Source organism: Bacillus sp. N3378-2at, from assembly GCF_033412715.1.
In the GTDB taxonomy this organism is placed as follows: Bacteria; Bacillota; Bacilli; order Bacillales; family Bacillaceae; genus Bacillus; species Bacillus subtilis.
In genome coordinates, this window is record NZ_CP117986.1 from 2813136 (window position 1) to 2839724 (window position 26589).

Below are 26589 nucleotides of genomic sequence, written 5' to 3' on the forward strand. Positions count from 1 at the left end.
AAACAGACAATTTTTCTATTTTTTTTCTGTAGAAATGGTAGAATGGAGGTTGGAGATTTTTTAATGAGAGGACGGTGCTTAGCATGACAGACCTTCTGAATGACCGGCTTCCTCCGCAAAATATAGAAGCCGAACAAGCCGTGTTAGGCGCTATTTTTTTACAGCCGTCTGCTTTAACACTGGCTTCAGAAGTATTGATTCCAGATGATTTCTATAGAATGTCCCACCAAAAAATCTATAATGCGATGCTGGTGCTCGGTGACCGAGGTGAACCGGTTGATCTGGTGACGGTAACATCAGAGCTTGCGAACACAGACCTGCTGGAAGAAGTAGGCGGCATTTCATATTTGACAGATATTGCAAACTCGGTGCCGACAGCGGCTAACATAGAATATTACGCGAAAATCGTTGAGGAAAAATCGATTCTTCGCCGATTAATTAGAACTGCGACAACGATTGCTCAAGACGGGTATACCCGTGAGGATGAGGTCGAGGATTTACTCAGTGAAGCGGAAAAAACGATTATGGAAGTGGCACAGCGCAAAAACACGAGTGCCTTCCAAAATATTAAGGACGTCCTTGTCCAAACCTATGATAATATCGAACAGCTTCACAATCGAAAAGGTGATATCACGGGGATTCCAACAGGGTTTACAGAGCTTGACCGGATGACTGCGGGTTTTCAGCGCAACGACTTGATCATTGTGGCTGCCCGTCCGTCAGTAGGGAAAACAGCCTTTGCCCTGAACATCGCACAAAACGTGGCGACGAAAACCGATGAGAGCGTCGCGATTTTCAGTCTTGAGATGGGTGCAGAGCAGCTCGTTATGCGTATGCTTTGTGCCGAGGGAAATATCAATGCCCAGAATCTCCGTACAGGTAACCTGACCGAAGAGGATTGGGGCAAGCTGACGATGGCAATGGGAAGCCTGTCGAACAGCGGGATTTACATCGATGATACACCGGGTATTCGGGTGAGCGAAATTCGTGCCAAGTGCCGCCGCTTGAAGCAGGAAAGCGGGCTGGGCATGATTTTGATTGATTACCTGCAATTGATTCAGGGAAGCGGTCGTTCAAAGGACAACCGTCAGCAGGAAGTATCTGAAATTTCCCGTGAACTGAAGTCGATTGCCAGGGAGCTGCAAGTCCCAGTTATCGCGCTTTCCCAGCTTTCCAGGGGTGTTGAGCAGCGTCAGGATAAACGGCCGATGATGTCTGATATCCGGGAATCAGGAAGTATCGAGCAGGACGCGGATATTGTCGCGTTCCTTTATCGTGATGACTACTATGACAAAGAAACCGAGAATAAAAATATTATCGAAATTATTATCGCCAAACAGCGTAACGGCCCGGTAGGAACCGTGTCTCTTGCGTTCGTAAAAGAATACAACAAATTCGTCAACCTGGAACGGCGTTTTGATGACGCAGGTGTTCCGCCCGGCGCATAAGCCCCAAGAGCTGCTCTTGGGGTTTTTTCATTCGAAAGATGGAAGAAATACCGTTCGCTCAGCAGATGAGATTTTGAAAGCGTTTTAATAAAATGGTGCAAAAAGGAGATGGGAACAATATGGGAAAAGGTTTTTCGTCTTTTCACGCAGCACAAATCCGAATTGCGCGTCCTACGGGCCAGCTTGATGAGATTATTCGTTTTTACGAAGAGGGACTGTGTTTGAAACGAATAGGAGAATTTTCAAAGCATAACGGGTATGACGGTGTCATGTTCGGCCTTCCTCATGCCGATTATCATTTGGAATTCACCCAGTATGAAGGGGGAAGCACTGCCCCCGTTCCACATCCCGACAGCCTTCTTGTTTTTTATGTGCCGAATGCAGATGAACTGGCAGCGATCACTTCAAAGCTAAAGCACATGGGCTATCAAGAGGTCGAATCAGAGAACCCGTACTGGAGCAATGGGGGCGTGACGATAGAGGACCCGGATGGCTGGCGGGTCGTTTTTATGAATTCAAAAGGGATATCAGACAAATGATTCTTTCTTGTGCTAAAGGATGAAAGTTTCGCAAGCTTTTTATGACAAAGCAGTGAGAAAACGCTTATAAAACGAATGGAAGCGAACGAATATAGATTTACAATAAATTAATGTTCGGATTTACAATTGACTTTCTGTTTCTTCACTGATAAACTTGATTTGTTTGAATAGAATCGTTTTGAAAGGTTAACGGAGGTGCACGGACATGTCTTCAGTAGTTGTAGTAGGTACGCAATGGGGCGATGAAGGAAAAGGTAAAATTACAGATTTCCTATCAGAAAATGCAGAAGTGATCGCCCGTTATCAAGGCGGTAATAACGCAGGGCATACAATCAAGTTTGACGGAATCACATATAAGCTTCACTTAATCCCGTCTGGAATTTTCTATAAGGATAAAACGTGTGTAATCGGAAACGGAATGGTTGTAGATCCGAAAGCATTAGTCACAGAGCTTGCGTATCTTCATGAGCGCAACGTGAGTACAGATAACCTGAGAATCAGCAACAGAGCTCACGTCATTCTGCCGTATCATTTGAAATTGGATGAAGTGGAAGAAGAGCGTAAAGGGGCTAACAAGATCGGCACAACGAAAAAAGGAATCGGCCCTGCTTACATGGATAAAGCAGCCCGCATCGGAATTCGCATCGCGGATCTGTTAGACCGTGACGCGTTTGCGGAAAAGCTTGAGCGCAATCTTGAAGAAAAAAACCGTCTTCTCGAGAAAATGTACGAGACAGAAGGGTTTAAACTTGAGGATATCTTAGACAAATATTATGAGTACGGCCAGCAGATTAAAAAATATGTTTGCGATACATCTGTTGTCTTAAACGATGCTCTTGATGAAGGGCGCCGTGTATTATTTGAAGGCGCACAAGGGGTTATGCTCGATATCGACCAAGGAACATACCCGTTTGTTACGTCATCTAACCCGGTTGCCGGCGGTGTCACGATCGGTTCTGGTGTCGGCCCGACCAAAATCAAGCACGTTGTCGGTGTATCAAAAGCATATACGACTCGTGTCGGCGACGGTCCTTTCCCGACTGAGCTGAAAGATGAAATCGGCGATCAAATCCGTGAAGTCGGACGCGAATATGGAACAACAACAGGCCGCCCGCGCCGTGTCGGCTGGTTTGACAGCGTTGTTGTCCGCCACGCCCGCCGTGTGAGCGGAATTACAGATCTTTCTCTGAACTCAATTGACGTCCTAACAGGAATTGAAACGTTGAAAATCTGTGTGGCGTACCGCTACAAAGGCGAAATCATTGAAGAATTTCCAGCAAGTCTTAAGGCACTTGCTGAATGTGAGCCGGTATATGAAGAAATGCCAGGCTGGACTGAGGATATTACAGATGCGAAGAGCTTGAGCGAGCTTCCGGAGAATGCGCGCCATTATCTTGAGCGTGTGTCTCAGCTGACAGGCATTCCGCTTTCTATTTTCTCTGTCGGTCCAGACCGCTCACAAACAAATGTCCTTCGCAGTGTGTACCGTGCGAACTAAATAGAATATGCCAACAAGCCCCTATATCAGGGGCTTGTTTTTTGTTTGAAAGCCGCATATAAGTTGGTCTGAGAAAAAAATATGAAAAAAACCAAAAAAGTTATTGCCACTTCTATTTGTTCGTGATATTATAAATCTCGTTGTTACGGAAACTGCTTCAATAGAGTACAAGATGAGAACTAGATCTAAGTCGTTTGCTCTATAGAAATTCCGACATCTTTAAGAGCCATTAGCTCAGTTGGTAGAGCATCTGACTTTTAATCAGAGGGTCGAAGGTTCGAGTCCTTCATGGCTCACCATTTCGTGAAGGCCCGTTGGTCAAGCGGTTAAGACACCGCCCTTTCACGGCGGTAACACGGGTTCGAATCCCGTACGGGTCATTGATTTACTTTAGCGTTATTGCTAAATTCCTTATTTGTCTGTGAGAGCTGACACGACAGCTCTCCGGGCAATTACTGTAAGGTCCGGTAGTTCAGTTGGTTAGAATGCCTGCCTGTCACGCAGGAGGTCGCGGGTTCGAGTCCCGTCCGGACCGCCATTTTACTTTACTTAGTAGAGAAAAATAAAACATTTGGCTCGGTAGCTCAGTTGGTAGAGCAACGGACTGAAAATCCGTGTGTCGGCGGTTCGATTCCGTCCCGAGCCACTTACCAAACGCATCTGCAATCGTAGGTGCGTTTTTTTCTTTTAGGAAAAAGGCAAACATGAGGAGTGTTATAATAGAAGAAAAAGGGAGAACCGGCCCTGCGGCCGGTTCAAAGAAGAAGACGTCATTGATAAAGACGCACTCCGGTGAGGGGAGGTTTCAATAAAGTTATCTTTTTTTAAAAAAGTTGACCAGCATGACAATAGATAAACAACTGGCGATAAAGGTGAAACATGTGTTTTTTTTCTAAACCTTTATTTTTTTTATCTTTTGACCTTAAACCGTTATAATAGACAAGGACCCATTCTTTACATGGGCCATAAGTGATGAAACGAATGTTATATAGATGAAATGAAGTCATTCGGCAGGAGGAAAATCAAAATGATGGATAAAAAGATCCTTGTAGTAGATGATGAAAAACCGATTGCAGATATATTGGAATTTAACTTAAGAAAAGAAGGCTATGAAGTGCACTGTGCCCATGACGGAAACGAAGCCGTTGAAATGGTAGAAGAGCTTCAGCCTGATTTAATTCTTTTAGATATTATGCTCCCGAATAAAGACGGCGTTGAGGTATGCCGTGAAGTCAGAAAGAAATACGATATGCCAATCATTATGCTGACGGCTAAGGATTCAGAAATTGACAAGGTTATCGGGCTCGAAATCGGTGCTGATGACTATGTCACAAAACCATTCAGCACACGCGAGCTCTTGGCGCGTGTAAAAGCGAACCTGCGCCGCCAGCTGACAACAGCGCCTGCGGAGGAAGAGCCTTCCTCTAACGAGATTCATATCGGCTCTCTCGTCATCTTCCCTGACGCGTACGTTGTATCAAAACGAGATGAAACAATCGAATTGACTCATCGTGAGTTCGAATTGCTTCATTATTTAGCAAAACATATCGGACAAGTGATGACCCGTGAACATTTGCTTCAAACCGTTTGGGGCTATGATTACTTCGGCGATGTCAGAACGGTTGACGTAACAGTCCGCCGGCTTCGTGAAAAAATCGAGGACAACCCGAGCCATCCAAATTGGATCGTCACACGCCGCGGTGTAGGTTATTACTTGAGAAACCCAGAACAGGACTAATGCCCATATGAATAAGGTTGGTTTTTTTCGGTCGATCCAATTTAAGATTACCTTGATTTATGTGCTTTTGATTATCATTGCCATGCAAATCATTGGTGTGTATTTTGTCAATCAGGTAGAGAAGTCGCTGATCAGCTCTTATGAACAATCGTTGAATCAGCGAATCGACAACCTTTCTTATTATATCGAACAAGAATATAAGAGCGATAACGACAGTACCGTCATAAAGGATGACGTCAGCCGTATTTTGAATGACTTCACGAAAAGTGATGAGGTTCGGGAAATTAGCTTTGTAGATAAAAGCTATGAAGTGGTCGGTTCTTCAAAGCCGTACGGTGAGGAAGTGGCTGGGAAACAAACGACCGATCTGATTTTCAAAAGAATTTTTTCTACCAAACAGTCGTATTTAAGAAAATATTATGACCCGAAAAGCAAAATCAGAGTTCTTATTTCCGCGAAGCCCGTCATGACTGAAAATCAAGAGGTTGTGGGCGCGATCTATGTTGTCGCGAGTATGGAAGATGTCTTTAATCAAATGAAGACGATCAACACGATACTGGCGTCCGGCACAGGTTTGGCACTTGTTTTGACGGCTCTTCTTGGTATTTTTCTGGCAAGAACCATTACCCACCCACTTTCAGATATGCGAAAGCAGGCGATGGAGCTTGCGAAAGGGAATTTCTCGAGGAAGGTTAAAAAGTACGGGCATGATGAAATTGGGCAGCTGGCCACAACGTTTAACCACTTAACGAGAGAGCTTGAAGATGCCCAGGCGATGACTGAAGGAGAACGCAGAAAGCTAGCCTCTGTCATTGCTTATATGACAGACGGCGTTATCGCCACAAACCGAAACGGAGCGATTATTCTCTTAAACAGCCCGGCGCTGGAACTGTTGAACGTTTCACGTGAAACAGCCTTAGAAATGCCGATTACGAGTTTGCTGGGGCTTCAAGAGAATTATACTTTTGAAGATTTAGTGGAGCAGCAGGATTCTATGCTGCTTGAAATTGAGCGCGATGATGAATTAACGGTGCTTCGCGTGAATTTCTCTGTGATTCAAAGGGAACACGGCAAAATTGATGGTTTAATCGCTGTCATTTACGATGTAACCGAACAAGAGAAAATGGATCAGGAACGCAGAGAATTCGTTGCGAATGTATCACATGAGCTGCGGACGCCGCTTACGACAATGCGCAGCTATTTAGAAGCGTTAGCCGAAGGCGCGTGGGAAAATAAAGACATTGCTCCGCGCTTCTTAATGGTGACGCAAAATGAAACAGAGCGTATGATCCGACTTGTCAATGATCTGCTTCAGCTGTCGAAATTTGACAGTAAGGATTACCAATTTAACCGGGAATGGATTCAGATTGTCCGGTTTATGTCACTTATTATTGACCGTTTTGAAATGACAAAAGAGCAGCATGTGGAGTTTATCCGCAATCTGCCGGACAGAGATCTGTATGTCGAGATTGACCAGGACAAAATAACGCAGGTGCTCGATAATATTATTTCTAATGCTTTAAAATATTCACCGGAAGGCGGACATGTCACGTTCTCTATTGATGTCAATGAAGAGGAAGAACTTCTCTATATCAGCGTGAAGGATGAAGGGATCGGCATTCCAAAAAAAGATGTCGAAAAAGTCTTTGACCGCTTCTACAGGGTGGATAAAGCGAGAACGAGAAAGCTTGGCGGCACTGGTCTGGGATTGGCGATTGCCAAGGAAATGGTACAGGCGCACGGTGGAGATATTTGGGCGGACAGCATAGAAGGAAAAGGCACGACGATAACATTTACTCTTCCATATAAAGAGGAACAAGAGGATGATTGGGATGAAGCGTGAAAATATAAAAACGATATTACTTACGGTACTCGTCGTCATCAGTCTTGTTTTTACATGGGGGATATGGACGTTCCAGCCAAACTTTTCTGAAGGCTCATCCTCAACAGAGTCTACTGTTCGTGAGAAACACAAAATCGAAAAAACCACCCAAAAGCTGTCTGAAACGGTAAGGCCGAGGGACATGTTTATTCATGATGACGGCGCTCATTACAAAGTGGATGACAATGCCCTCTATGAAGAAATTTGGTCTGACTTGCCGCATTGGGATGTAAAAGGAATTAAAGATATTTCGGATCAGTATGACAAGGCTGGATTCAAGAGCTGGTTTTATGGAATAGGCGGTTCTGAAGCCAAGCTTGACTTGCAATTCAGCGATACGATTCCGATTGATATTTTCCAAACACTGTTTAAATGGTCTAATCAGTCGTTTGAATACAGTTCGTTTGACCATATTCTGATCCCGTTCAATGAAACAAAAGCGAACAAGAAAATCTATTTGGTGTCTTACAGCAAGCAGCTCATTCTCGAAGTGACGGTTGAATCGGCGAACTACCGGAACATTATGAATGACTTGAAAAACAGGCAATCAAATATGCCGGCGTTCAGTTTGTTCTCCATTGGCTCAAAGAAAGAGTTCTTGCTGCCGAACAAACCGCTTACGATGGACAAAAAAGAATTTGTCACTGAATCGATTAAAACAAATACCTTTAAGCAGGCTTTGTTTAGTGATCCGAGCATTGTAAGAGAAGATTCGAATTACAACAACAGAAATGTGCTGACAGATGGGATCAGCCGTTTAGATGTGAATCTAAGCCAGCGACAGGTGCAATTCCAACAGCGCAATTTGGTGCAGAGCACATCCTATCAAACAGGTGAATTAATCAAAAAGAGCCAAAAATACCTTGAGGATACCGGAAGCTGGACGGATCACTATCAATTTTTCAATATTAATGACAGCCAGCAGCTGAGCTTCTATATCTTTATGGATCAGATCCCGGTCATTAACAGCACCGCCAAACCTTTCGGGGCGACATCGGCGATTACGGTGCAATGGGCGAATGATGATATTCTCAGCTATAAGCGGCCGAATTACAGTCTCGGAACGAATCCGATTAAAACAAGTGAAACAGAGCTCATGAGCGGCAGCGAAGTGAGGATGCTGCTTTCGAAACAAACCGCTTATGATACGGACAAAATTGATCAGATCTTCCTTGCTTATCAATTGGTATCAACATCAACCAACGATGATCCTCTCGTTGAATTGGAACCGGTTTGGGCGATGAAAGTAAATGGAAAAATTGTGCCGATTACAAAGGATTTATTGAGGAAGGAGGGGGCTAACAGTGGAGTGGAATAAGACAAAATCAATCTTCATCGTTGCCTTCCTCATTTTAGATATTTTCTTAGGCTATCAGTTTTTTCAAAAATGGCAGGCTACCGGCAAAGAATATGAAGTCATTAAAAATGATGTCGAGCATGACATGAAGGCCGATCATATCACGTATGAAGGCTTGAATAAGGAAGCGACAGAAGGCTATCGGATCACGGCAAATCAAAAGTCTTTCTCCAAGGAGGAAATTGAGGCGCTGAAGGATCAAAAGCCTTTGATGGACATGCCTAGTGATGATCATAAAGTAACGAGCCTGAAAATGAAGTTTGCAAATCCAATCGCCCTATCAAAGAAGGATATCGAGGACGATGCTCAGGCACTTGTTTCTTCGAAAATTCAAGATGGCGAAAAATATAAGCTTTGGAAGGTTGATAAATCGAAGAAAGAAATTATTTTCTTCCAAACGTACGAAGGTCATTATATTTACCAAAAGACCGACAATCCCTCTAATATGATCGGGCAAGTGGTGCTGCACTTAAACGGTAAAAACGAGGTTGTGTCATACGACCAGACTACGCTTGAGACCTTCAAGCAAATTCAGAAAGAAAGCTTAATTACTGAAATGGATGCGGTTGAGCTGTTGTACTATCAAAATCAATTAAAAGAATACAGCACTGTGAAGAGCTGTAAATTCGGCTATGTAGCACAATATCCGCTGACAAGTACGCAGGTGCTGGCGCCGGTATGGAGAATTACAGTCGAGTACGATAAAAAAGTGAACGGCGAGAAAAAGACAGTACAAGAGTATTTTACTGTGAATGCTTTGGAGAGTACGATTTTAGATACAGATCAATGAAAATAATGGAGTGAGACAGACATGAGCTTGCAATTTAGCGTACTTGCGAGCGGGAGTACGGGAAATGCGTTTTACCTTGAAACAGAGGATCACGCATTTTTAGTGGACGCCGGTTTGAGCGGGAAAGCCATGGATGGGCTGATGGCGCAGATCGGGCGTAAGCTGGATGATGTAGACGGCATTTTTGTGACGCATGAGCATAGTGACCATATTAAGGGCCTTGGTGTGGTCGCCAGAAAGTACAAGCTTCCGATCTATGCGAATGAGAAGACTTGGAAAGCGATGGAGAATCAAATCGGGAAAATTGACACCGATCAAAAGTTTGTATTTCCGATGGAAACAGTGAAGTCGTTCGGCGGACTTGATGTTGAATCATTTGGCGTTTCCCACGATGCGGCCGAGCCGATGTTTTATGTATTCCATTATAACGGCCGAAAGCTCGCGTTAATGACAGATACGGGATATGTCAGCGACCGGATGAAAGGCATTATCCGTTCAGCGAATGTGTTTGTGTTTGAAAGCAATCATGATGTCGGCATGCTGCAAATGGGAAGATACCCGTGGAGCATTAAGCGGCGGATTTTAAGTGACGTCGGGCACGTGTCAAATGAAGATGCTGCCTTGGCGATGACGGATGTCATTGGCGATGAGACGTCTCGTATTTACCTGGCGCATTTGAGCCAGGACAACAACATGAAGGAGCTGGCAAGAATGTCTGTGCAGCAGACATTGGCTTCTAAAGGATTTGTGACGGGTGAGACATTTGACTTATACGACACCGATCCGAAGAAGGCCACTCCGCTTTGCGCTGTATAATTTTTCTATGTAAATCATGACTATTCTAGGAGTTTCTAACCCACAATATAACCATATTAACGTTCTTGGAAAGGATGGAATATGGTGGATTACGAACGTGAGGAAGAACATACTACTCCTGAACAGCCAAAGAGAAGCAAAAAAGGATATTTTCTTTCGAGTCTGATTGGCGTGATTGTCGGTGCCGTATTAATGGCGTTTATCATGCCGTACCTTTCAAATGAAGGGCTGGATACAGGCGCCTTAGATCAGCAGCAAAACAACAATGGCCGGGAATCAATCAGGACGGTGAATGTCAGTGTCAACAATGCCGTCACCAAGATTGTCAGCAATGTGTCGCCCGCCGTTGTCGGTGTTGTGAACATCCAAAAATCAGATATTTGGGGAGAGAGCGGCGAGGCTGGGAGCGGCTCTGGCGTCATCTATAAGAAAAATGACAACTCCGCTTATGTCGTGACCAACCATCATGTCATCGAAGGCGCTTCCCAAATTGAAATCAGCTTGAAAGACGGTTCACGTGTATCAGCTGATCTTGTCGGCAGCGACCAGCTGATGGACCTTGCCGTTTTACGGGTGAAAAGCGATAAAATTAAAGCAGTCGCCGATTTCGGAAATTCAGATAAAGTGAAGTCTGGCGAGCCGGTTATTGCGATCGGGAACCCGTTAGGCCTTGAGTTTGCAGGCTCTGTCACACAAGGCGTCATCTCAGGTACGGAGAGGGCGATCCCAGTGGATTCAAACGGTGATGGACAGCCTGACTGGAATGCAGAAGTCCTGCAAACAGATGCGGCCATTAACCCTGGGAACAGCGGCGGCGCTTTGTTAAATATGGATGGGAAGGTCATTGGCATCAATTCAATGAAAATTGCCGAGTCGGCGGTTGAAGGGATTGGCCTGTCGATTCCATCTAAGCTCGTGATCCCTGTGATAGAGGATTTAGAGAGATACGGAAAGGTCAAACGCCCGTTCCTTGGCATTGAGATGAAATCCCTAAGCGACATCGCAAGCTATCATTGGGATGAAACATTAAAGCTTCCTAAGAACGTCACCAATGGAGTGGTTGTGATGGGTGTAGACGCCTTTTCACCTGCCGGAAAAGCAGGGCTGAAGGAACTGGATGTCATCACGGAATTTGACGGATACAAAGTAAATGATATTGTTGACCTGCGAAAACGGCTTTATCAGAAAAAAGTCGGTGACCGGGTGAAGGTGAAGTTTTACCGCGGCGGAAAAGAAAAATCTGTAGACATCAAGCTGTCCTCCGCAGACCAATTAGGCAGTTAATCAAAACAGTCTGGCATCGTTTGCCAGGCTGTTTTGATATGCAGAAAAAAACTGAACGGGGGTCACGCCCGTTCAGTTGAAAAAGGATATATCGAATATGAAGAAAAATACAAGATGGATGTTACACGTGAAACAGCAGCAAATGGCTGCTAACTGTAAATACCTCCATTTTCAGCATTCTCCCGGAAATATGGAGGTACGGGATTAGGCTTTGCCATAACGAAATCGATTATCGACAGTCACAATGGGACGATTGACGTGAAAAGTGAAATCGGCAGAGGCACTGTTTTTCTGATCAGGCTTCCTGCTCCGGATTATTCGTTAGACGAGTGAGAAAATTTCTTCAGCCGATATTGGAGGCTTTGTCTGCTGATGCCAAGCTCCTGAGCAGCTTTCGAGATGTTATGGCCGTGTTTTCTTAACACGTTCTCTATCACATATTTTTCGAAGCTTTCCATTTTTTCTTTTAAGTCCGCGGCTGGCTGGTGTCTTGGTGTTTCCGGCTCTGGGATGTCAGCCGGCTTGATTTTCATGCGGTATTGATAGGGCAGATGGGAAGCCGTAATCGTTTGCTCGTCCGTCATGAAATTCATTGCGCCTTCGATCATATGCTCAAGCTCGCGAATATTTCCCGGCCAGTCATAAGAAAGGAAAAATTGCTTCACGTCATCGCTGATGTGTTCAACATTCATTTGGAACAGATGGTTGTTTTTCTGGATGAACTCCGACGCGAGAAGCAAGATGTCTTCTTTTCGTTCCCGAAGCGGCGGGATGATCAGTGTGACGACACTCAGCCTATAATACAAGTCCTTCCGCATTCGTTCGCCTGCAATTGCATCAATTGGGTCTTCATTCATCGTGGCAATAATACGTACGTCAATCGGTGTATCCTTTGTTGAACCGATGCGCCTGATTTTCCGTTCTTGAAGGGCGCGCAGCAGCTTCGCCTGAAGGCTGAGATTTAGCGAGTTGATTTCATCTAACAGCAGTGTGCCGCCATGGGCTTGTTCAAACAGGCCGGGCTGGTCGACAGCGCCGGTAAACGCGCCTTTTTTCGTCCCAAACAAAATGCTTTCGACAAGGCTGTCTGGCAGTGCCGCACAGTTTTGCGAAATAAACGGGCCGCCAGAACGATCGCTTCCATTATGGATACTTTGCGCGAACAGTTCTTTTCCCGTGCCGGTTTCGCCTGCGAGAAGGACAGATGATGACGTACGGGTTGCCCGCTTGGCGTTTTCGATGACGTCTTGAATGGCCGGACTGGTGCCGAGAATACTGTCAAACGTATAGGTTGTGCTGCCTTTTTTGTTCATATTCTCCCTGATCAGCCGTTCAAGCTTTGTCACATCCTTGGCAATTTCAACAGCGCCCCTGATTTTGCCGTCTTGGACGATGGGATATGTATGATTGATCGTCGTAATTTCCTGGCCTTTATTATTGAAATAGCTCTGTTTGACGTTTTTAATCGTCTTGCCTTCCTGAAGAGCCTGTACCAGTGTGCTGTCCTGCTGCTTTGAAAACATAAACACATCCATCAGGTTTTTATTCAAGACGTCATGCTTCTCCATATCTTCAATCTGCATCATTTTATTGTTATAAACGATTGTGTTTCCATGCTCGTCTACCACGTGCAGGCCAACATCGATTTCATCTAAAATGCTCTGAAAAACCAATGTGAGGAATTCGCTGTCTTTGACCACTGTATGAACCTCCCTCAGTTTTCTTAATATTGCTTCTATTTTATAAAAAAATGGAGAGGATATGCAAAAGAATTTTGCACTTAGGATTTGTATTACAGTTAATCCTAATATCGTTTTATCGTAAAGGAAGGAAATACTGGTGTTGTATATTGACTGGAAAAATAAAATGTTTTATTATTTAGGTAAATATCTAAATCCTAATGTTTACCAAAGGGGGGAGAATTATTTGAATAAGGCTTTTAAAGCTCTGGCCGATCCTACAAGGAGAAGGATTTTGGATTTGTTAAAACAACAAGATTTAACAGCCGGGCAAATTGCTGACCAATTTGATATGTCAAAACCTAGTATTTCTCATCACTTAAATATTTTAAAGAACACTGATTTAGTACGAGACCAAAAAAAGGGACAATTTATTATTTATTCTTTAAATACGACTGTACTTCAAGATCTTATTGGCTGGTTTTTTTCCCTTACAGATACAGACCATGACAAGAAGGAAGGTGGAGAATGATGAAAAAATATTTCTTTGCACTAATTATGATAGCCTTAACAATTTTAGCTTGGGTTATAACATATTCACACTTACCTAATGAATTGGCAACACACTGGGGTATAAGTGGTGAAGCAGATGACTTTTCAAAGAAACCTACGGCCATAGCAACGTTGGTAGGTATAATGATAGTACAATATATTCTTATGGTGCTTATTCCTAAAATTGATCCCCGACGAAACTATCCGACCTTTACTCGTGCATACTTATCTATTTTTAATACCATGTTTCTCGTCTTATTTCTCATTAATTTGATTACAATATTGACGGGGCTGGGTATTAAACTTCCTATTCCATATTTAGGTTCATTTATTCTTGGAGCTATATTCATGGTTTTTGGTAATTTTATTCAGCAGGTTAGACCGAATTTTTTCTTGGGAATTAGAACTCCTTGGACATTAAGCAGTGAAAATGTATGGAGGCTTACACATAGATTGAGTTCAAGAATATTTGTTCTAGCCGGAATCATTATTGTTTTAACTGCATTTATTCCTGAGTCTTTTACCGAGCCGATTATTTTTATAGCGGCAATAGGTAGTATACTCTTATCCGTATTCGCATCTTATTTCATATATCAAAAAGAGCTAAATAAATAGCCGGGTTATGTTTCCTATTTAAAGAGGTTAGAGTCTTATTCTAACCTCTTTTTAACTGGGAAAAAATAACTAAATATTAAAAAACTCTTCATTTTTCATATAGCCTATGATAATATTTTTCTGTATTTTATGGGTTTATTTAGAAATAAATAGGATAAATTGTAATCGGGAGAGTGTTCAGAATTGAACGATTTTAGTAGTGATAAAAGTAGAATAGGCCTCTTTTTTTTAACAATTTGTGCATGTCTAACGATCTTGCTTTTCTCAAGTATCATAGTTGCATTACCGAAAAATCCTCTCTCGACAACTGTTAGAGCAGAGTTTTTGGTGAAACAATTTATTCCACAGGGATGGGGGTTTTACAGTAGGGATCCAAGATCTGATCATCTTTATGCATACAGTATGAGTGGAGATACAGATATGCTTTCATGGCCAAATAACAAAATAAGAAATGTATTTGGACTTAATAGATATGGCAGAGCACAGGGCATAGAACTTGGATTACTTATTTCTAAACTACCAAGTTCATTAAAGTGGAAAACATGCGATAAGGATGCAAAGAATTGTCTTGATGAGATGAAGGTACAAGTGGACATTGCAAACCCTACGCCTAATGCTTCACTTTGTGGTGATCTGGGAATCGTAAGCGGAAGTCTTGTTCCATGGGCATGGAGCCAATATAAGGTCGTTCCAACTTCTAAGGTTATGAGGGTGAATGTAAAATGTTCGAAACGTTAAACATTAAAATTTATAAGTGGGCAAATGATAACGTACCTTGGACCAATGTCTATGGTTTGGCAAGAAGTATTATGGCTTTATCTACAGCTTTAACACTTGCTTTAAATGATTCTAGCATTTTCTTTAGACCGGGTGCAGGACAAGAAACACCGTATTGTAATGGAACATATAGCATTTTTTGTACAGTGCCTAATAACCATATATACCTTAATTTAATACGATGGATTTGTGTCATCTTATTACTGGTTGTTGTGTCAGGCTGGAGGCCCAGATTGACTGGAATTATACATTGGTGGATATCTTATAGTTTACAAGTATCCGCTATGACTATTGATGGGGGAGAGCAAGTGAGTGCAGTTTTTACGTTACTACTCCTGCCTATAACTTTGACCGATTCAAGAAAATGGCATTGGGAAAGTATAAAGACTGGTACAGATCTAATCAACAAGAAAGATTTATATTTTCGCGTCATAGCACTTACAACTTTTGTATTTATTAGAATCCAAATTGCAATTTTATATTTTAATTCAGCTACGGCAAAATTAGCTGATCAAGATTGGTTAAATGGAACGGCTGTTTATTATTATGCTCAAGATCCAATGTTAGGTTTTCCGCCTTTATTACATACCTTATTTAATGACTTTTTGTCATCACCTTTAGTTGTAATTCCAACTTGGGGAACTTTAATTATTCAATTGTTATTATTTGCATTTTTATTTTCACCTAAATCATATCGAAAATATATGTTTATTATTGCAATACTTATGCATGAAATTTTTGCAGTAATGTTTGGTCTTATAAGTTTTTCAATGATTATGCTAGGTATTTTAATTCTCTATTTAAGGCCCTTAGAAAAACAATTTCATTTTTCATTAGGAAAACGGTTTTACATTAGCCATTTATTTATGAAAAGGGGTGATGCAGGAAAGTCATTATAGATATTGTTTTTGTTGTCACTAGTCGTAGCCATAGGAATAAAAATCGGGAGGAGAAATGGATATGCGTTTAGCTGCTCAAGATTTAAAACTTAAATTGGTCTATTTAATGCTCATTGTGTTGGTTGTATCTATATTTTCTGGTGCAACACCTATTACTCAAGCAAAGAATCTACATAAATACTCAGGTGAAGAAATTTTTGCTGGAATTGTTTTTGGTCAAGGTGAAATCTCGAAAAAATTTCCTGAAATTTGGAACACCAACGATTATAATGTTAGAAATTCAGATAAATCTAAAGAACTTACTCAATTGTTAATAAGTGAAATGAAAAAAATCGATCCTCAATATTTTAACGATTTGAAAAAATCGGTTTATGAAAAGGATCTTAAATTAATTGATGAGGAATTCAGCAAGGGTGGAGATCTTTTAAAAGAAGCTGCTGAGAAGGTTAACATGGGCAGTTCTGAACATGCGGATTTAGTCTCAGGTAAATGTGTTGAAACTCTGGGTGCTGCTATTTTTGTTTTGGTACTAGCAGCAGGTGGCGCTGTAGACTATCTGTACGTTTATAATGCAACTAAATTTTGGGGAATAACTTCTAATGATAAAGAGTCTAAACTTGCGACAGAGATGTTTGTTAAGGATGTTGCAGATAAACTGAACTAAGAACTATAGGTAAAAGGCGTAATCATAATTTAGATTACGCCTTTTTATAGTGGAAATATTTCTTATAAATGTCATTCTTATTTTAATTTTTTAATTAAAAGGATCTTTTTATCTGGCTTGTGAAGACCTTCTTTGTTGATATATTCATTTGAACTGCAAAATAATTTTGCCCTTACTGAAGTCTTTTTGCTCGAAATATCAGAATGTTTTTGCACCTTGTCCTCGAAAATTGTAGAAAACACACGAATTCTTGATTTGGCACAGAACTTGCATTTATATAAAGGGAAAGCAGGATAACATGTTGAAACAGAAAACAAGGGGGAATTCAAATATGACAGCTTTATCTAAATCCAAAGAAATTATTGATCAGACGTCTCATTACGGAGCCAACAATTATCATCCGCTCCCGATTGTTATTTCTGAAGCGCTGGGTTCTTGGGTAAAGGACCCGGAAGGCAATGAATATATGGATATGCTGAGTGCTTATTCTGCGGTAAACCAGGGGCACAGACACCCGAAAATCATTCAGGCATTAAAGGATCAGGCTGATAAAATCACCCTCACGTCACGCGCGTTTCATAACGATCAGCTTGGGCCGTTTTACGAAAAAACAGCTAAACTGACAGGCAAAGAGATGATTCTGCCGATGAATACAGGAGCCGAAGCGGTTGAATCCGCGGTGAAAGCGGCGAGACGCTGGGCGTATGAAGTGAAGGGCGTAGCTGACAATCAAGCGGAAATTATCGCATGTGTCGGGAACTTCCACGGCCGCACGATGCTGGCGGTATCTCTTTCTTCTGAAGAGGAATATAAACGAGGATTCGGCCCGATGCTTCCGGGAATCAAACTCATTCCTTACGGCGATGTGGAAGCGCTTCGACAGGCCATTACGCCGAATACAGCGGCATTCTTGTTTGAACCGATTCAAGGCGAAGCGGGTATTGTAATTCCGCCGGAAGGATTTTTACAGGAAGCGGCGGCGATTTGTAAGGAAGAGAATGTCTTGTTTATTGCGGATGAAATTCAAACGGGTCTCGGACGTACAGGCAAGACGTTTGCCTGTGACTGGGACGGCATTGTTCCGGATATGTATATCTTGGGCAAAGCGCTTGGCGGCGGTGTGTTCCCGATCTCATGCATTGCGGCGGACCGCGAGATCTTAGGCGTGTTTAACCCTGGCTCACACGGCTCCACATTTGGCGGAAACCCGCTTGCATGTGCAGTGTCTATTGCCTCATTGGAAGTGCTGGAGGATGAAAAGCTGGCGGATCGTTCTCTTGAGCTTGGAGAATACTTTAAAAGCGAGCTTGAGAGCATTGACAACCCGGTTATTAAAGAAGTCCGCGGCAGAGGGCTGTTTATCGGTGTGGAATTGACTGAAGCGGCACGTCCGTATTGTGAGCGTTTGAAGGAAGAAGGGCTTTTATGCAAGGAAACGCATGATACAGTCATTCGTTTTGCACCGCCATTAATCATTTCCAAAGAGGATTTGGATTGGGCGATAGAGAAAATTAAGCACGTGCTGCAAAACGCATAAATCCGTACCATGGCGGGATATTCACTTCGTTTGTATAAATTTACAACAGAAAAATCAGCACTCCCTATTTGCTCAGCTACAGTATTTTAGTATAATGTATCTTTATGAGAAGAAGTGAATTTTATATTAAATAGATAGAGACTCTTTGGACAGCAAACTGGGATAGCACCATGCAGATGTTCCAGCTTAGATCCAATACAAGTTGCTGAAGGGGTGCAGAATGTGAATACAAACCAAGATAACGGAAATCAGCTCCAGCGGACAATGAAATCACGCCACTTGTTCATGATTTCATTGGGCGGAGTGATCGGAACCGGTTTCTTCCTTGGAACCGGGTTTACCATTAACCAAGCGGGACCGCTCGGCGCGGTTCTGTCCTATTTAGTGGGCGGCTTTATCATGTTTTTGACGATGCTCTGCTTAGGAGAGCTGGCAGTCGCCTTTCCTGTGTCAGGGTCCTTCCAGACCTATGCGACAAAATTTATCAGCCCGGCCTTCGGGTTTGCGTTCGGCTGGCTGTACTGGCTCGGCTGGGCGGTTACATGCGCCATTGAATTCTTATCAGCGGGGCAGCTGATGCAACGATGGTTTCCGCATATAGACGTGTGGATCTGGTGTCTGGTCTTTGCGGCACTGATGTTTATTTTAAATGCGATCACCACAAAAGCCTTTGCGGAATCAGAATTCTGGTTTTCAGGCATTAAAATTTTGATTATCCTTTTATTTATTATTCTCGGCGGAGCTGCCATGTTTGGCCTGATTGATCTGAAGGGCGGAGAGCAGGCGCCGTTTTTGACACATTTTTATGAAGACGGGTTATTTCCGAACGGCATAAAGGCAATGCTGATTACGATGATTACCGTGAACTTTGCGTTTCAGGGGACTGAGCTGATCGGGGTTGCAGCCGGAGAAAGTGAAGACCCTGAAAAAACGATTCCACGGTCAATCAAACAGACAGTATGGAGAACGCTTGTCTTCTTTGTGCTTTCAATCATTGTCATTGCCGGCATGATTCCGTGGAAACAGGCGGGTGTCGTGGAAAGTCCATTTGTTGCCGTATTTGAGCAAATCGGGATCCCATATGCAGCTGATATCATGAACTTTGTTATTTTAATCGCGCTGTTATCTGTTGCGAATTCAGGTTTATACGCATCGACACGTATTCTGTACGCGATGGCGAATGAAGGACAGGCCTTCAAAGCGCTCGGAAAAACAAATCAGCGCGGTGTGCCGATGTACTCGTTAATCGTAACGATGGCTGTGGCCTGCCTATCACTTCTGACAAAGTTTGCGCAGGCTGAAACTGTATATATGGTACTGTTATCTTTGGCGGGTATGAGCGCGCAGGTCGGCTGGATTACGATCTCGCTTTCCCAAATCATGTTTAGACGCAAATATATCCGCGAAGGCGGGAAGATAGAAGATTTGAAATTTAAAACACCGCTGTACCCGGTGCTTCCGCTGATCGGCCTAACATTAAATACGGTCGTGCTCATCAGTCTTGCATTTGATCCGGAGCAGCGTATCGCGCTGTATTGCGGCGTACCGTTTATGGTCATTTGCTACATCATTTATCATGTCGTCATTAAAAAACGCCAGCAGGCGAATCGTCAGCTAGAGCTTTAAAACGTTGTCCGTAAGTCATCTTTGTTAGAACCCGCATAGGACATTATCTTAAATGTTGAGGTGGAATCACAGATGGATAAAACGATTTCGGTTATTGGAATGCCAATGGATTTAGGACAAGCACGACGCGGAGTAGATATGGGCCCGAGTGCCATCCGGTACGCTCATCTGATCGAGCGGCTGTCAGACATGGGGTATACGGTTGAAGATCTCGGTGACATTCCGATCAACCGCGAAAAAATCAAAAATGACGAGGAACTGAAAAACCTGAATTCCGTTTTGGCGGGAAATGAAAAACTCGCGCAAAAGGTCAACAAAGTCATTGAAGAGAAAAAATTCCCGCTTGTCCTGGGCGGTGACCACAGTATTGCGATCGGCACGCTTGCAGGCACAGCGAAGCATTACGATAATCTCGGCGTCATCTGGTATGACGCGCACGGCGATTTGAATACACTTGAAACTTCACCATCGGGCAATATTCACGGCATGCCGCTCGCGGTCAGCCTCGGCATTGGCCACGAGTCACTGGTTAACCTTGAAGGCTACGCGCCTAAAATCAAACCGGAAAACGTCGTCATCATTGGCGCCCGGTCACTTGATGAAGGGGAGCGCAAGTACATTAAGGAAAGCGGCATGAAGGTGTACACAATGCACGAAATCGACCGTCTTGGCATGACAAAGGTCATTGAAGAAACCCTTGATTATTTATCAGCATGTGATGGCGTCCATCTGAGCCTTGATCTGGACGGACTTGATCCGAACGACGCACCGGGTGTCGGAACCCCTGTCGTCGGCGGCATCAGCTATCGGGAGAGCCATTTGGCTATGGAAATGCTGTATGACGCAGGCATCATTACCTCAGCCGAATTCGTTGAGGTTAACCCGATCCTTGATCACAAAAACAAAACGGGCAAAACAGCAGTAGAGCTGGTAGAATCTCTGCTAGGGAAGAAGCTGCTGTAATAAGAAAACCCCCGCACCCGCGGGGGTTTCAGCGTGTCGACAAACCCTCGCATTCGTTGTCAGGCCTGCGCTTCGGTGCTCACGAATTCCAAACATTCGCTGCGCTCCAATGCTCGTTCTTCCTAGACTTCAAGGGTTTTCAATCACGCTGAAAAGATGAAAGAATCCTAAAACTACAAACCGTTTTAGGATTCTTTCGTTAAATTGAACCCCCGCATCCCGCGGGGGTTTTTCATTTATCCAATCATTTTCTCAGCGACTTTCATTTCCTGTGAATGGGTTTGATGGTCCGCAATAAACCAACCTGATAAAATCACCGCTGCGACGCCTGCGCCAATCAGAAATCTTTTCATTTATATAACCTCCGTTCGTTTAATCAGTTCTTCAATCTGTAATGCTTCATAAAAAAAGTGGGCAGCTTCTTTGTAAAGCTCAAGTTCCCTATACCGTTCGCCAGCCAAAATGGAAAGTTCTCTTACACTGTCATACTCTTTCTCGGACAACAAGTCATCCATATGTTGTTTGCATAAGTGAAACGTTTCCGCATGACCCCCTTCTGCATAAATGGCATATAAAATGTCTATTTTTGCCTCACATATTCTATTCGGCTCAGCAGTCAATTTTTCCTTCACTTCTTGGTAATAAGATAAGGCCTGTTCTTTCTTTTTGATCTTAAACAGCTCTCGTATCAGCAGGTAGGCAGAGTGATAATAATAGGCAGAGCGGGCATACTCATCGTTCTGTAAGGCCTCTTCTAATTTCGAAACCGCTTCTTCTGATTTGCCGCTTTGCGCATGAAGAAGGCCGAAGTTATGCAAAAGCTGGGCTTCAAAAAAATGATCCTCTAATTCACTCGTGATCCGAATTGCTTCGTCCAAATAAGCCTCAGCTTCTTCAAACTGGCTCATCTCTGTAAAATTGCCTGACATGGTAATCAGGGCTGAAGCCAGCTTCTTTTTATAATCGGTCTCTTCCCTGAACGTTTTGACCGCTTGCCGTGTATGATTGAGGGACACAATATTTTGTCCCAGCTTATAATAGAGCTTTCCGACCTTCAGGTGAAATTCAGCTTTCTCAATCGGATCGGGAATGTTGTCGAGATACTGCTCTGCATCTTTATACAGCCCAATGGCAATGTCATAATTATTTTTATAGGCCTCATACATGCCTTCAAACAGAAAAAAGTAATATTTCAGCATGTCAGACGTAGCATTCATATGAGAAGGCTCCTCATGCTGAAAGCCCTGTCCTCTCGCCTCGTGAAGCAAAACCTTGTGGCGCAGTTCCAATAAGGAGAAGTAGGCAAGCACCTCCTGATCCTCTTCCATGTCATCCAATAAAGGCTTCACTTCTTCAAATAAACGGGAGGACTCTTCCACTTCATGTTTCTTGATAGCAAGGTACCAATCGTTGAGCATGCTAGCGATTTCTGCGGGTGCGATCTTATTCATGTGAAACTCCTTTCTCTAGTGACTTATCAATCTCAGTTGCTTATTCTGATAGTAACACCTCTTTCTATTTTATGTAAAATCCTCTAGTCAATATATGAAGGAGAGATGATATGACAATCATGCTGACCCCAATGCAGTCAGAAGAATTTCGGTCTTATCTCACATACACAACAAAGCATTACGCGGAAGAAAAGGTAAAAGCGGGAACATGGCTGCCTGAAGATGCACAGCTTTTGTCTAAGCAGGCGTTTACTGATCTGCTTCCGAGAGGGCTGGAAACACCCCATCACCATTTGTGGAGCCTCAAGCTGAATGAAAAGGATACCGTTGGCTGGCTCTGGATACATGCTGAACCGGAGCATCCGCAGCAGGAAGCGTTTATTTATGATTTCGGGTTATATGAACCGTATCGGGGAAAGGGCTACGCAAAGCAAGCATTGGCAGCATTAGATCATACGGCACGCAGCATGGGAATCCGCAAGCTGTCCCTTCATGTCTTTGCTCATAATCAGACGGCGCGAAAGCTATATGAGCAAACCGGATTTCAAGAAACAGACGTAGTGATGAGCAAGAAGATTTAACGAAAAGGGCCTGATAAAGGCCTTTTTCTGTAAACGATTTCTAAAAATTCTGTAAATAACCTAGTTACTTTCCTTATTTTCCTAATATAATGTGGGTGAGGAAATTACCTTTCCTACACTCACAAGAAAAGAGGAGATGTAATGAAGTTGAAGAAACGAGTGTCGATGTTTTTGGTAGCGCTTACAATGTGCGGCGGCCTGTTTGTTTCTCCCGCCAAAGCCGTAAAGACCACAAATTATGCTGAAGAAATCGCCGCACTGCAGCCAGGCACGACACCGGAAGAAATCATGAAATCTGCCAGCCAGATTGCCAAACAACAGCACGTAAAGCAGGATGTTATCCTAAAACAGTTCTATAAGGAAATCACGGCTGATAAAGCAGAGGGAGACCGGCTCGCCAAGGAAAGCGGCATGTCTATCATGGGCGGCTCGTCCGGCACGAAAAAACTCCCGACAAGCGCGAAAGGCAATATCTATTACACGAACTCCTACACAGCCTACTACAATCACGGCCACGTCGGCATGTACTCCGCTGCTGACAAAATTGTTGAATCTGTCCCGAGCGACGGCGTCAGGCAGATCGCTTATAATGCCAGAGACGTGGAAGACAACTCCATTGTGCAAACCGTCAGCGTATCCTCATCTCAAAAAACAGCTGCTGCCGACTGGGCGGTATCAAAAGTAGGCGACCCATACTCATTTAACTTCGTCAATAACAGAAATACCGGCCATGACGGCGCCAAAAACTGTTCAAAGCTCCTATGGTCTGCCTTTTTGCTGAAAGCAGGCATTGATATAGACAGCAACGGAGGCTTAGGCGTGTATCCGCGCGACATCACAAGTTCTTCGTATACGACAACCATCATGACCATCAACTAAGGAGAAGGATATGAAAAAGTGGATGATTACCATCGCCATGCTGATTCTCGCAGGAATCGCACTATTTGTCTTCATTTTTCCTAGCCATAAAACTGTAAGTCACCAGGATCTTCGAGACTCCGGTTTCTTGGATGACAAAGAAGTCCTGTTATATTTTTCAACCTCTGCGGATCAAGATGCATTTGGCGGCGGGAAAAGCTATGCCTTGTTTATCAGCCAGGACGGGTCGCTGTCTTCCTTTCAGATGAAGGGCCTTGAGCTGGGATCAGCCAAGGTTCACGGCGACAGTGTGATGCTGGAGGACAAAAACAAGATTTATACGATCAAAAACGGTCTGCGCTCCCATAAAAGAACCTATCAGCACACAGGCGACAGCGCAGGCTTTCTGCAAAACACGGACGGCTTTTATACCTTATACAACTCCGGCTACGACAAAAAGGGAGACGGGTACCGCTCAGAGCTGTACCGCCAGATGAACGGAGAGTGGAAAAAAGACGTCATCCCCTACTACATCCGGGCCTCCGGTTTTCATAAGGGCACCATTTACGCACTCGTTCCGACAACTGACGAAAAAGGTTATCAGCTCCTTCAGATTCAAGCAGATCAAAGGAAGCTCACTTATCACAAGATAACAGAATGGCAGTACCGGGAAGGAGCCTCAGTCGAATCCCAGCTTGCTGTGGACGACCAAGCTGTTTATGTTATGGTTCGCGGCCAAAAAGCCCGCAATCTCTATCAAATGGTCAAGATCAACAAAAAAAGCGGCAAAGTAGAGCTGCACGACATCGACGAATACAAAAACGACGAACAAACGATATACAGCTCCATGCCCTTCAGCTTTAAAAACAGCTTTTTCCCTTATGACGGGAACCTGTATTTCATTGACGGCTTCGGAAAGGTACACAAAATTGATGCCAAGACAGGAAAAACAAGCATCGCCTTCACCTTTTCCCAGGACAAAATGAAAGCCGATTTCAAAGAAATCACCCAAAAAGGCAGCAGCCTCTATTTCTTCACATACACGCATAACAAGCCTGCCTACATTGAACAGTACAGCCTGAAAACCGGAAAGAAATTGAAAGAAAAAGAGATTGGGAAGGTAAAGGATGTCGTGACGCCGAAGAGTCATTTGAAGCTGTATGATTTTGAGGTGATGAAGAGGTTTTAAGGCAAGGAGGGTAGTATGGGAGCCATCGCCGTTTTATTTATCGTTTTTGGTTTTCCGATCATCGCAGGTGTATTTGGTATAGCGGGTCATTTTTTATTTAAGAGATTTTGGGTGGCACCGCTCATCGTCCTTATCGCGAGCTTGATATTGTTAGTTACGTTAGCTTCGGGCAATAGCTCATTCATGTTTTGGGTTGTTATATATACGGCGATTGCGTTAGTAACCAGTATTGTCACATTATTTCTCAGGAAATTTTTTAATTGATCTCTAATTATAAAGAGACTGGTGTGAAGTCTCTTTTTTTGCTGAACCGAAATTTGCAGAGGATTTTGGGTATGGTTTAGAAACGAATCTAAAGGAGGAATTACATGCGCACCAAACGGGTTATTCTTCTGGCAGTTATGATCAGCCTGGTTTCGGCCATTACTGTATTCCTGTTAAATGGATGTAAAGTCGACTTCTTAGACATCGGCGGAACCATTATTGGCTGCTTTCTTGGCATATTTGTTGTTATAAGAATACAGAAAAAACAGTCGTGAAAAAGGGAAAGAGTCATGCCGAACCGAAGTCATGTTCAAGGACCAAGAGTCCAAAAACATGAATGGGAGGAATGGCGTTGACAGGAAACAAAGCGGTTGTGTACAAAGGCAAAGGGACTGTAGCGGTGGAGGATATCGGTTATCCGGAGTTAATCTTGAGGGACGGGCCCGGCGTCCCGAAGGCGAATGTGAATCGAAAATGTGAGCATGGGGTTATTCTCAAAGTCATTACAACCAACATTTGCGGAAGCGACCAGCATATGGTCAGAGGCCGCACAACGGCGCCTGAAGGCTTGGTGCTCGGGCATGAAATCACCGGAGAAGTCATTGAAACGGGGCGTGATGTCGAATTTATCAAAAAGGGCGATATCGTATCCGTTCCTTTCAATATTGCCTGCGGACGCTGTGTGATGTGCAAAACGCAGAAAACGCATGTGTGCCTGAATGTCAATCCGGATCGGCCGGGATCTGCTTACGGCTACGTCGATATGGGCGGCTGGATCGGCGGCCAGTCTGAATACGTCATGGTGCCATACGCTGACTTTCAGCTTTTGGTATTCCCTGATAAAGAACAGGCGTTAGAAAAGATTCTCGATTTGACCATGCTGTCCGACATTTTCCCGACCGGCTTCCATGGAGCTTACACAGCGGGCGTGCAAACAGGTTCAACCGTTTACATCGCGGGAGCGGGGCCTGTCGGCTTGGCAGCTGCACACTCCGCTCAGCTCCTAGGCGCCTCCACCGTGATTGTCGGCGATCTGAACGAAGACAGACTGGCACAGGCAAGAAGCTTCGGCTGTGAAACGGTCAACGTGCAAAAACACGACCGCCTCGGCGAGCAAATTGAACAAATACTAGGTGAACCGACCGTTGATGCCGCAGTGGACTGTGTCGGCTTTGAAGCATCTGGCCACGGCAATCAAGGGGAAGCGCCTGCCGCCGTGCTGAACTCGATCATGGACGTCACCCAGGTCGGAGGCAGCCTCGGCATTCCAGGCTTATACGTGACCGAAGATCCCGGCGCAAAGGATGCGGACGCTAAAACAGGCTCACTAAAAATCCGATTCGGACTCGGCTGGGCCAAAGCCCACACCTTCGTCACCGGACAAACACCTGCCATGACATACAACCGCAATTTGATGAAAGCGATCCTGAGCGGTAGAGCGCAGATCGCAAAAGCCGTCAACGCCACCGTCATTTCTCTGGACGACGCGCCAAAAGGCTACAGCGACTTTGACAAAGGCGCAGCCAAAAAATTCGTCATCGACCCGCATGGGACATTGAAGTAAAAGAAAAAGCCGGACGTT

The 26589-nt window shown here is 43.9% G+C and carries 26 protein-coding genes, 4 tRNA genes and 2 pseudogenes; 29 read left to right on the forward strand and 3 right to left on the reverse strand.

What is annotated here, in order from left to right; translation table 11 throughout:
- Positions 1-83 precede the first annotated feature (83 nt).
- The 15 genes and pseudogenes from dnaB to PUN35_RS15230 form a co-directional block, all read left to right on the forward strand.
- On the forward strand, positions 84-1448 hold the full coding sequence (gene dnaB / locus PUN35_RS15160) for a replicative DNA helicase (protein WP_003226923.1): 1365 nt from the start codon (positions 84-86) through the stop codon (positions 1446-1448).
- A gap of 119 nt (positions 1449-1567) precedes the next feature.
- On the forward strand, positions 1568-1987 hold the full coding sequence (locus PUN35_RS15165) for a VOC family protein (protein ID WP_014481476.1): 420 nt from the start codon (positions 1568-1570) through the stop codon (positions 1985-1987).
- 205 nt (positions 1988-2192) lie between these two features.
- A complete protein-coding gene (gene purA, locus PUN35_RS15170; RefSeq protein WP_014481475.1) occupies positions 2193-3485 on the forward strand; it encodes an adenylosuccinate synthase in 1293 nt (430 codons plus the stop codon).
- A gap of 223 nt (positions 3486-3708) precedes the next feature.
- Positions 3709-3784, forward strand: a tRNA-Lys gene (locus PUN35_RS15175).
- A gap of 9 nt (positions 3785-3793) precedes the next feature.
- Positions 3794-3865, forward strand: a tRNA-Glu gene (locus PUN35_RS15180).
- An 81-nt stretch (positions 3866-3946) separates the two neighbouring features.
- A tRNA-Asp gene (locus tag PUN35_RS15185) sits at positions 3947-4023 on the forward strand.
- 35 nt (positions 4024-4058) lie between these two features.
- Positions 4059-4131 (forward strand) — tRNA-Phe (locus PUN35_RS15190).
- 384 nt (positions 4132-4515) lie between these two features.
- Positions 4516-5223, forward strand: coding sequence for a cell wall metabolism DNA-binding response regulator WalR (gene walR, locus PUN35_RS15195; RefSeq protein WP_003244363.1), 708 nt, complete (start codon positions 4516-4518; stop codon positions 5221-5223).
- Positions 5224-5230: 7 nt separating this feature from the next.
- Positions 5231-7066, forward strand: coding sequence for a cell wall metabolism sensor histidine kinase WalK (gene walK, locus PUN35_RS15200; RefSeq protein ID WP_009968432.1), 1836 nt, complete (start codon positions 5231-5233; stop codon positions 7064-7066).
- On the forward strand, positions 7056-8423 hold the full coding sequence (gene walH, locus PUN35_RS15205) for a WalRK two-component regulatory system regulator WalH (protein WP_014481474.1): 1368 nt from the start codon (positions 7056-7058) through the stop codon (positions 8421-8423). The genes walK and walH overlap by 11 nt, the downstream gene beginning before the upstream one ends.
- The gene (walI, locus tag PUN35_RS15210) at positions 8410-9252 is read left to right on the forward strand and encodes a WalRK two-component regulatory system regulator WalI (RefSeq protein ID WP_014481473.1); all 843 of its coding nucleotides are present in this window, start codon (positions 8410-8412) and stop codon (positions 9250-9252) included. The genes walH and walI overlap by 14 nt, the downstream gene beginning before the upstream one ends.
- Before the next feature lie 21 nt (positions 9253-9273).
- The gene (locus tag PUN35_RS15215) at positions 9274-10068 is read left to right on the forward strand and encodes an MBL fold metallo-hydrolase (RefSeq protein WP_003226939.1); all 795 of its coding nucleotides are present in this window, start codon (positions 9274-9276) and stop codon (positions 10066-10068) included.
- Between the two features lie 81 nt (positions 10069-10149).
- Positions 10150-11352, forward strand: coding sequence for a serine protease HtrC (gene htrC / locus PUN35_RS15220; RefSeq protein ID WP_014481472.1), 1203 nt, complete (start codon positions 10150-10152; stop codon positions 11350-11352).
- 20 nt (positions 11353-11372) lie between these two features.
- A pseudogene (locus PUN35_RS15225) lies at positions 11373-11505 on the forward strand (hypothetical protein).
- Between the two features lie 27 nt (positions 11506-11532).
- A pseudogene (locus PUN35_RS15230) lies at positions 11533-11685 on the forward strand (ATP-binding protein); the annotation flags it as partial.
- On the opposite strand, the gene rocR reads toward PUN35_RS15230, so the two are convergent.
- Complete coding sequence (gene rocR / locus PUN35_RS15235) at positions 11667-13052, reverse strand: arginine utilization regulatory protein RocR (RefSeq protein ID WP_003244510.1); 1386 nt, start codon at positions 13050-13052, stop codon at positions 11667-11669. The pseudogene PUN35_RS15230 and the gene rocR sit on opposite strands and share 19 nt — an antisense overlap.
- Before the next feature lie 226 nt (positions 13053-13278).
- On the opposite strand from rocR, the gene PUN35_RS15240 reads away from it, so the two are divergent.
- From PUN35_RS15240 to rocF, 8 genes are all read left to right on the forward strand, one after another.
- A complete protein-coding gene (locus PUN35_RS15240) occupies positions 13279-13563 on the forward strand; it encodes an autorepressor SdpR family transcription factor (RefSeq protein ID WP_015715052.1) in 285 nt (94 codons plus the stop codon).
- Complete coding sequence (locus PUN35_RS15245; RefSeq protein ID WP_014481470.1) at positions 13563-14198, forward strand: SdpI family protein; 636 nt, start codon at positions 13563-13565, stop codon at positions 14196-14198. The genes PUN35_RS15240 and PUN35_RS15245 overlap by 1 nt, the downstream gene beginning before the upstream one ends.
- A gap of 327 nt (positions 14199-14525) precedes the next feature.
- Positions 14526-14936, forward strand: coding sequence for an SdpA family antimicrobial peptide system protein (locus PUN35_RS15250; protein WP_231560755.1), 411 nt, complete (start codon positions 14526-14528; stop codon positions 14934-14936).
- A complete protein-coding gene (locus PUN35_RS15255; protein WP_014481469.1) occupies positions 14921-15874 on the forward strand; it encodes a sporulation-delaying protein SdpB family protein in 954 nt (317 codons plus the stop codon). Before PUN35_RS15250 ends, PUN35_RS15255 begins: the two co-directional genes overlap by 16 nt.
- A gap of 55 nt (positions 15875-15929) precedes the next feature.
- Positions 15930-16538 (forward strand): sporulation delaying protein family toxin, encoded by a 609-nt coding sequence (locus PUN35_RS15260; RefSeq protein ID WP_014481468.1) that lies wholly within the window; start codon positions 15930-15932, stop codon positions 16536-16538.
- A 331-nt stretch (positions 16539-16869) separates the two neighbouring features.
- The gene (gene rocD, locus PUN35_RS15265; protein WP_033882007.1) at positions 16870-18075 is read left to right on the forward strand and encodes an ornithine aminotransferase; all 1206 of its coding nucleotides are present in this window, start codon (positions 16870-16872) and stop codon (positions 18073-18075) included.
- A gap of 222 nt (positions 18076-18297) precedes the next feature.
- Positions 18298-19701 (forward strand): amino acid permease, encoded by a 1404-nt coding sequence (locus tag PUN35_RS15270; RefSeq protein ID WP_014481465.1) that lies wholly within the window; start codon positions 18298-18300, stop codon positions 19699-19701.
- A gap of 72 nt (positions 19702-19773) precedes the next feature.
- Positions 19774-20664, forward strand: coding sequence for an arginase (rocF, locus tag PUN35_RS15275; protein WP_003226959.1), 891 nt, complete (start codon positions 19774-19776; stop codon positions 20662-20664).
- A gap of 236 nt (positions 20665-20900) precedes the next feature.
- On the opposite strand, the gene PUN35_RS15280 is transcribed toward rocF, so the two are convergent.
- Positions 20901-21017, reverse strand: coding sequence for a Phr family secreted Rap phosphatase inhibitor (locus PUN35_RS15280; RefSeq protein WP_003226961.1), 117 nt, complete (start codon positions 21015-21017; stop codon positions 20901-20903).
- Positions 21018-22115: a response regulator aspartate phosphatase RapG gene (rapG, locus tag PUN35_RS15285; protein ID WP_014481464.1), complete on the reverse strand. Its 1098-nt coding sequence runs from the start codon at positions 22113-22115 to the stop codon at positions 21018-21020.
- A gap of 110 nt (positions 22116-22225) precedes the next feature.
- Here rapG and PUN35_RS15290 point away from each other — a divergent pair, with 110 nt between their 5' ends.
- The 6 genes from PUN35_RS15290 to fdhA all read left to right on the forward strand — a co-directional run bounded on the left by PUN35_RS15290 (position 22226) and on the right by fdhA (position 26571).
- Positions 22226-22696, forward strand: a complete 471-nt coding sequence (locus PUN35_RS15290; protein ID WP_014481463.1) for a GNAT family N-acetyltransferase — start codon at positions 22226-22228, stop codon at positions 22694-22696.
- 141 nt (positions 22697-22837) lie between these two features.
- Positions 22838-23575: a YiiX/YebB-like N1pC/P60 family cysteine hydrolase gene (locus PUN35_RS15295; RefSeq protein ID WP_014481462.1), complete on the forward strand. Its 738-nt coding sequence runs from the start codon at positions 22838-22840 to the stop codon at positions 23573-23575.
- Positions 23576-23585: 10 nt separating this feature from the next.
- The gene (locus tag PUN35_RS15300; RefSeq protein WP_014481461.1) at positions 23586-24743 is read left to right on the forward strand and encodes a hypothetical protein; all 1158 of its coding nucleotides are present in this window, start codon (positions 23586-23588) and stop codon (positions 24741-24743) included.
- Positions 24744-24758: 15 nt separating this feature from the next.
- Positions 24759-25007, forward strand: a complete 249-nt coding sequence (locus PUN35_RS15305) for a DUF2651 family protein (protein ID WP_014481460.1) — start codon at positions 24759-24761, stop codon at positions 25005-25007.
- Positions 25008-25111: 104 nt separating this feature from the next.
- On the forward strand, positions 25112-25282 hold the full coding sequence (locus PUN35_RS15310) for a hypothetical protein (RefSeq protein WP_014481459.1): 171 nt from the start codon (positions 25112-25114) through the stop codon (positions 25280-25282).
- 62 nt (positions 25283-25344) lie between these two features.
- The gene (gene fdhA / locus PUN35_RS15315) at positions 25345-26571 is read left to right on the forward strand and encodes a formaldehyde dehydrogenase, glutathione-independent (RefSeq protein WP_014481458.1); all 1227 of its coding nucleotides are present in this window, start codon (positions 25345-25347) and stop codon (positions 26569-26571) included.
- Positions 26572-26589: the final 18 nt, after the last annotated feature.

Excerpts from the sequence above, each read along its gene's own strand:
- dnaB (WP_003226923.1), top strand. The coding sequence starts at position 84 with ATGACAGACCTTCTGAATGACCGGCTTCCTCCGCAAAATATAGAAGCC.
- PUN35_RS15165 (WP_014481476.1), top strand. The coding sequence starts at position 1,568 with ATGGGAAAAGGTTTTTCGTCTTTTCACGCAGCACAAATCCGAATTGCG.
- purA (WP_014481475.1), top strand. The coding sequence starts at position 2,193 with ATGTCTTCAGTAGTTGTAGTAGGTACGCAATGGGGCGATGAAGGAAAA.
- walR (WP_003244363.1), top strand. The coding sequence starts at position 4,516 with ATGGATAAAAAGATCCTTGTAGTAGATGATGAAAAACCGATTGCAGAT.
- walK (WP_009968432.1), top strand. The coding sequence starts at position 5,231 with ATGAATAAGGTTGGTTTTTTTCGGTCGATCCAATTTAAGATTACCTTG.
- walH (WP_014481474.1), top strand. The coding sequence starts at position 7,056 with ATGAAGCGTGAAAATATAAAAACGATATTACTTACGGTACTCGTCGTC.
- PUN35_RS15215 (WP_003226939.1), top strand. The coding sequence starts at position 9,274 with ATGAGCTTGCAATTTAGCGTACTTGCGAGCGGGAGTACGGGAAATGCG.
- htrC (WP_014481472.1), top strand. The coding sequence starts at position 10,150 with ATGGTGGATTACGAACGTGAGGAAGAACATACTACTCCTGAACAGCCA.
- PUN35_RS15245 (WP_014481470.1), top strand. The coding sequence starts at position 13,563 with ATGAAAAAATATTTCTTTGCACTAATTATGATAGCCTTAACAATTTTA.
- PUN35_RS15255 (WP_014481469.1), top strand. The coding sequence starts at position 14,921 with ATGTTCGAAACGTTAAACATTAAAATTTATAAGTGGGCAAATGATAAC.
- PUN35_RS15260 (WP_014481468.1), top strand. The coding sequence starts at position 15,930 with ATGGATATGCGTTTAGCTGCTCAAGATTTAAAACTTAAATTGGTCTAT.
- rocD (WP_033882007.1), top strand. The coding sequence starts at position 16,870 with ATGACAGCTTTATCTAAATCCAAAGAAATTATTGATCAGACGTCTCAT.
- rocF (WP_003226959.1), top strand. The coding sequence starts at position 19,774 with ATGGATAAAACGATTTCGGTTATTGGAATGCCAATGGATTTAGGACAA.
- PUN35_RS15280 (WP_003226961.1), bottom strand. The coding sequence starts at position 21,017 with ATGAAAAGATTTCTGATTGGCGCAGGCGTCGCAGCGGTGATTTTATCA.
- rapG (WP_014481464.1), bottom strand. The coding sequence starts at position 22,115 with ATGAATAAGATCGCACCCGCAGAAATCGCTAGCATGCTCAACGATTGG.
- PUN35_RS15290 (WP_014481463.1), top strand. The coding sequence starts at position 22,226 with ATGACAATCATGCTGACCCCAATGCAGTCAGAAGAATTTCGGTCTTAT.
- PUN35_RS15295 (WP_014481462.1), top strand. The coding sequence starts at position 22,838 with ATGAAGTTGAAGAAACGAGTGTCGATGTTTTTGGTAGCGCTTACAATG.
- PUN35_RS15300 (WP_014481461.1), top strand. The coding sequence starts at position 23,586 with ATGAAAAAGTGGATGATTACCATCGCCATGCTGATTCTCGCAGGAATC.
- PUN35_RS15305 (WP_014481460.1), top strand. The coding sequence starts at position 24,759 with ATGGGAGCCATCGCCGTTTTATTTATCGTTTTTGGTTTTCCGATCATC.
- PUN35_RS15310 (WP_014481459.1), top strand. The coding sequence starts at position 25,112 with ATGCGCACCAAACGGGTTATTCTTCTGGCAGTTATGATCAGCCTGGTT.
- fdhA (WP_014481458.1), top strand. The coding sequence starts at position 25,345 with ATGGGAGGAATGGCGTTGACAGGAAACAAAGCGGTTGTGTACAAAGGC.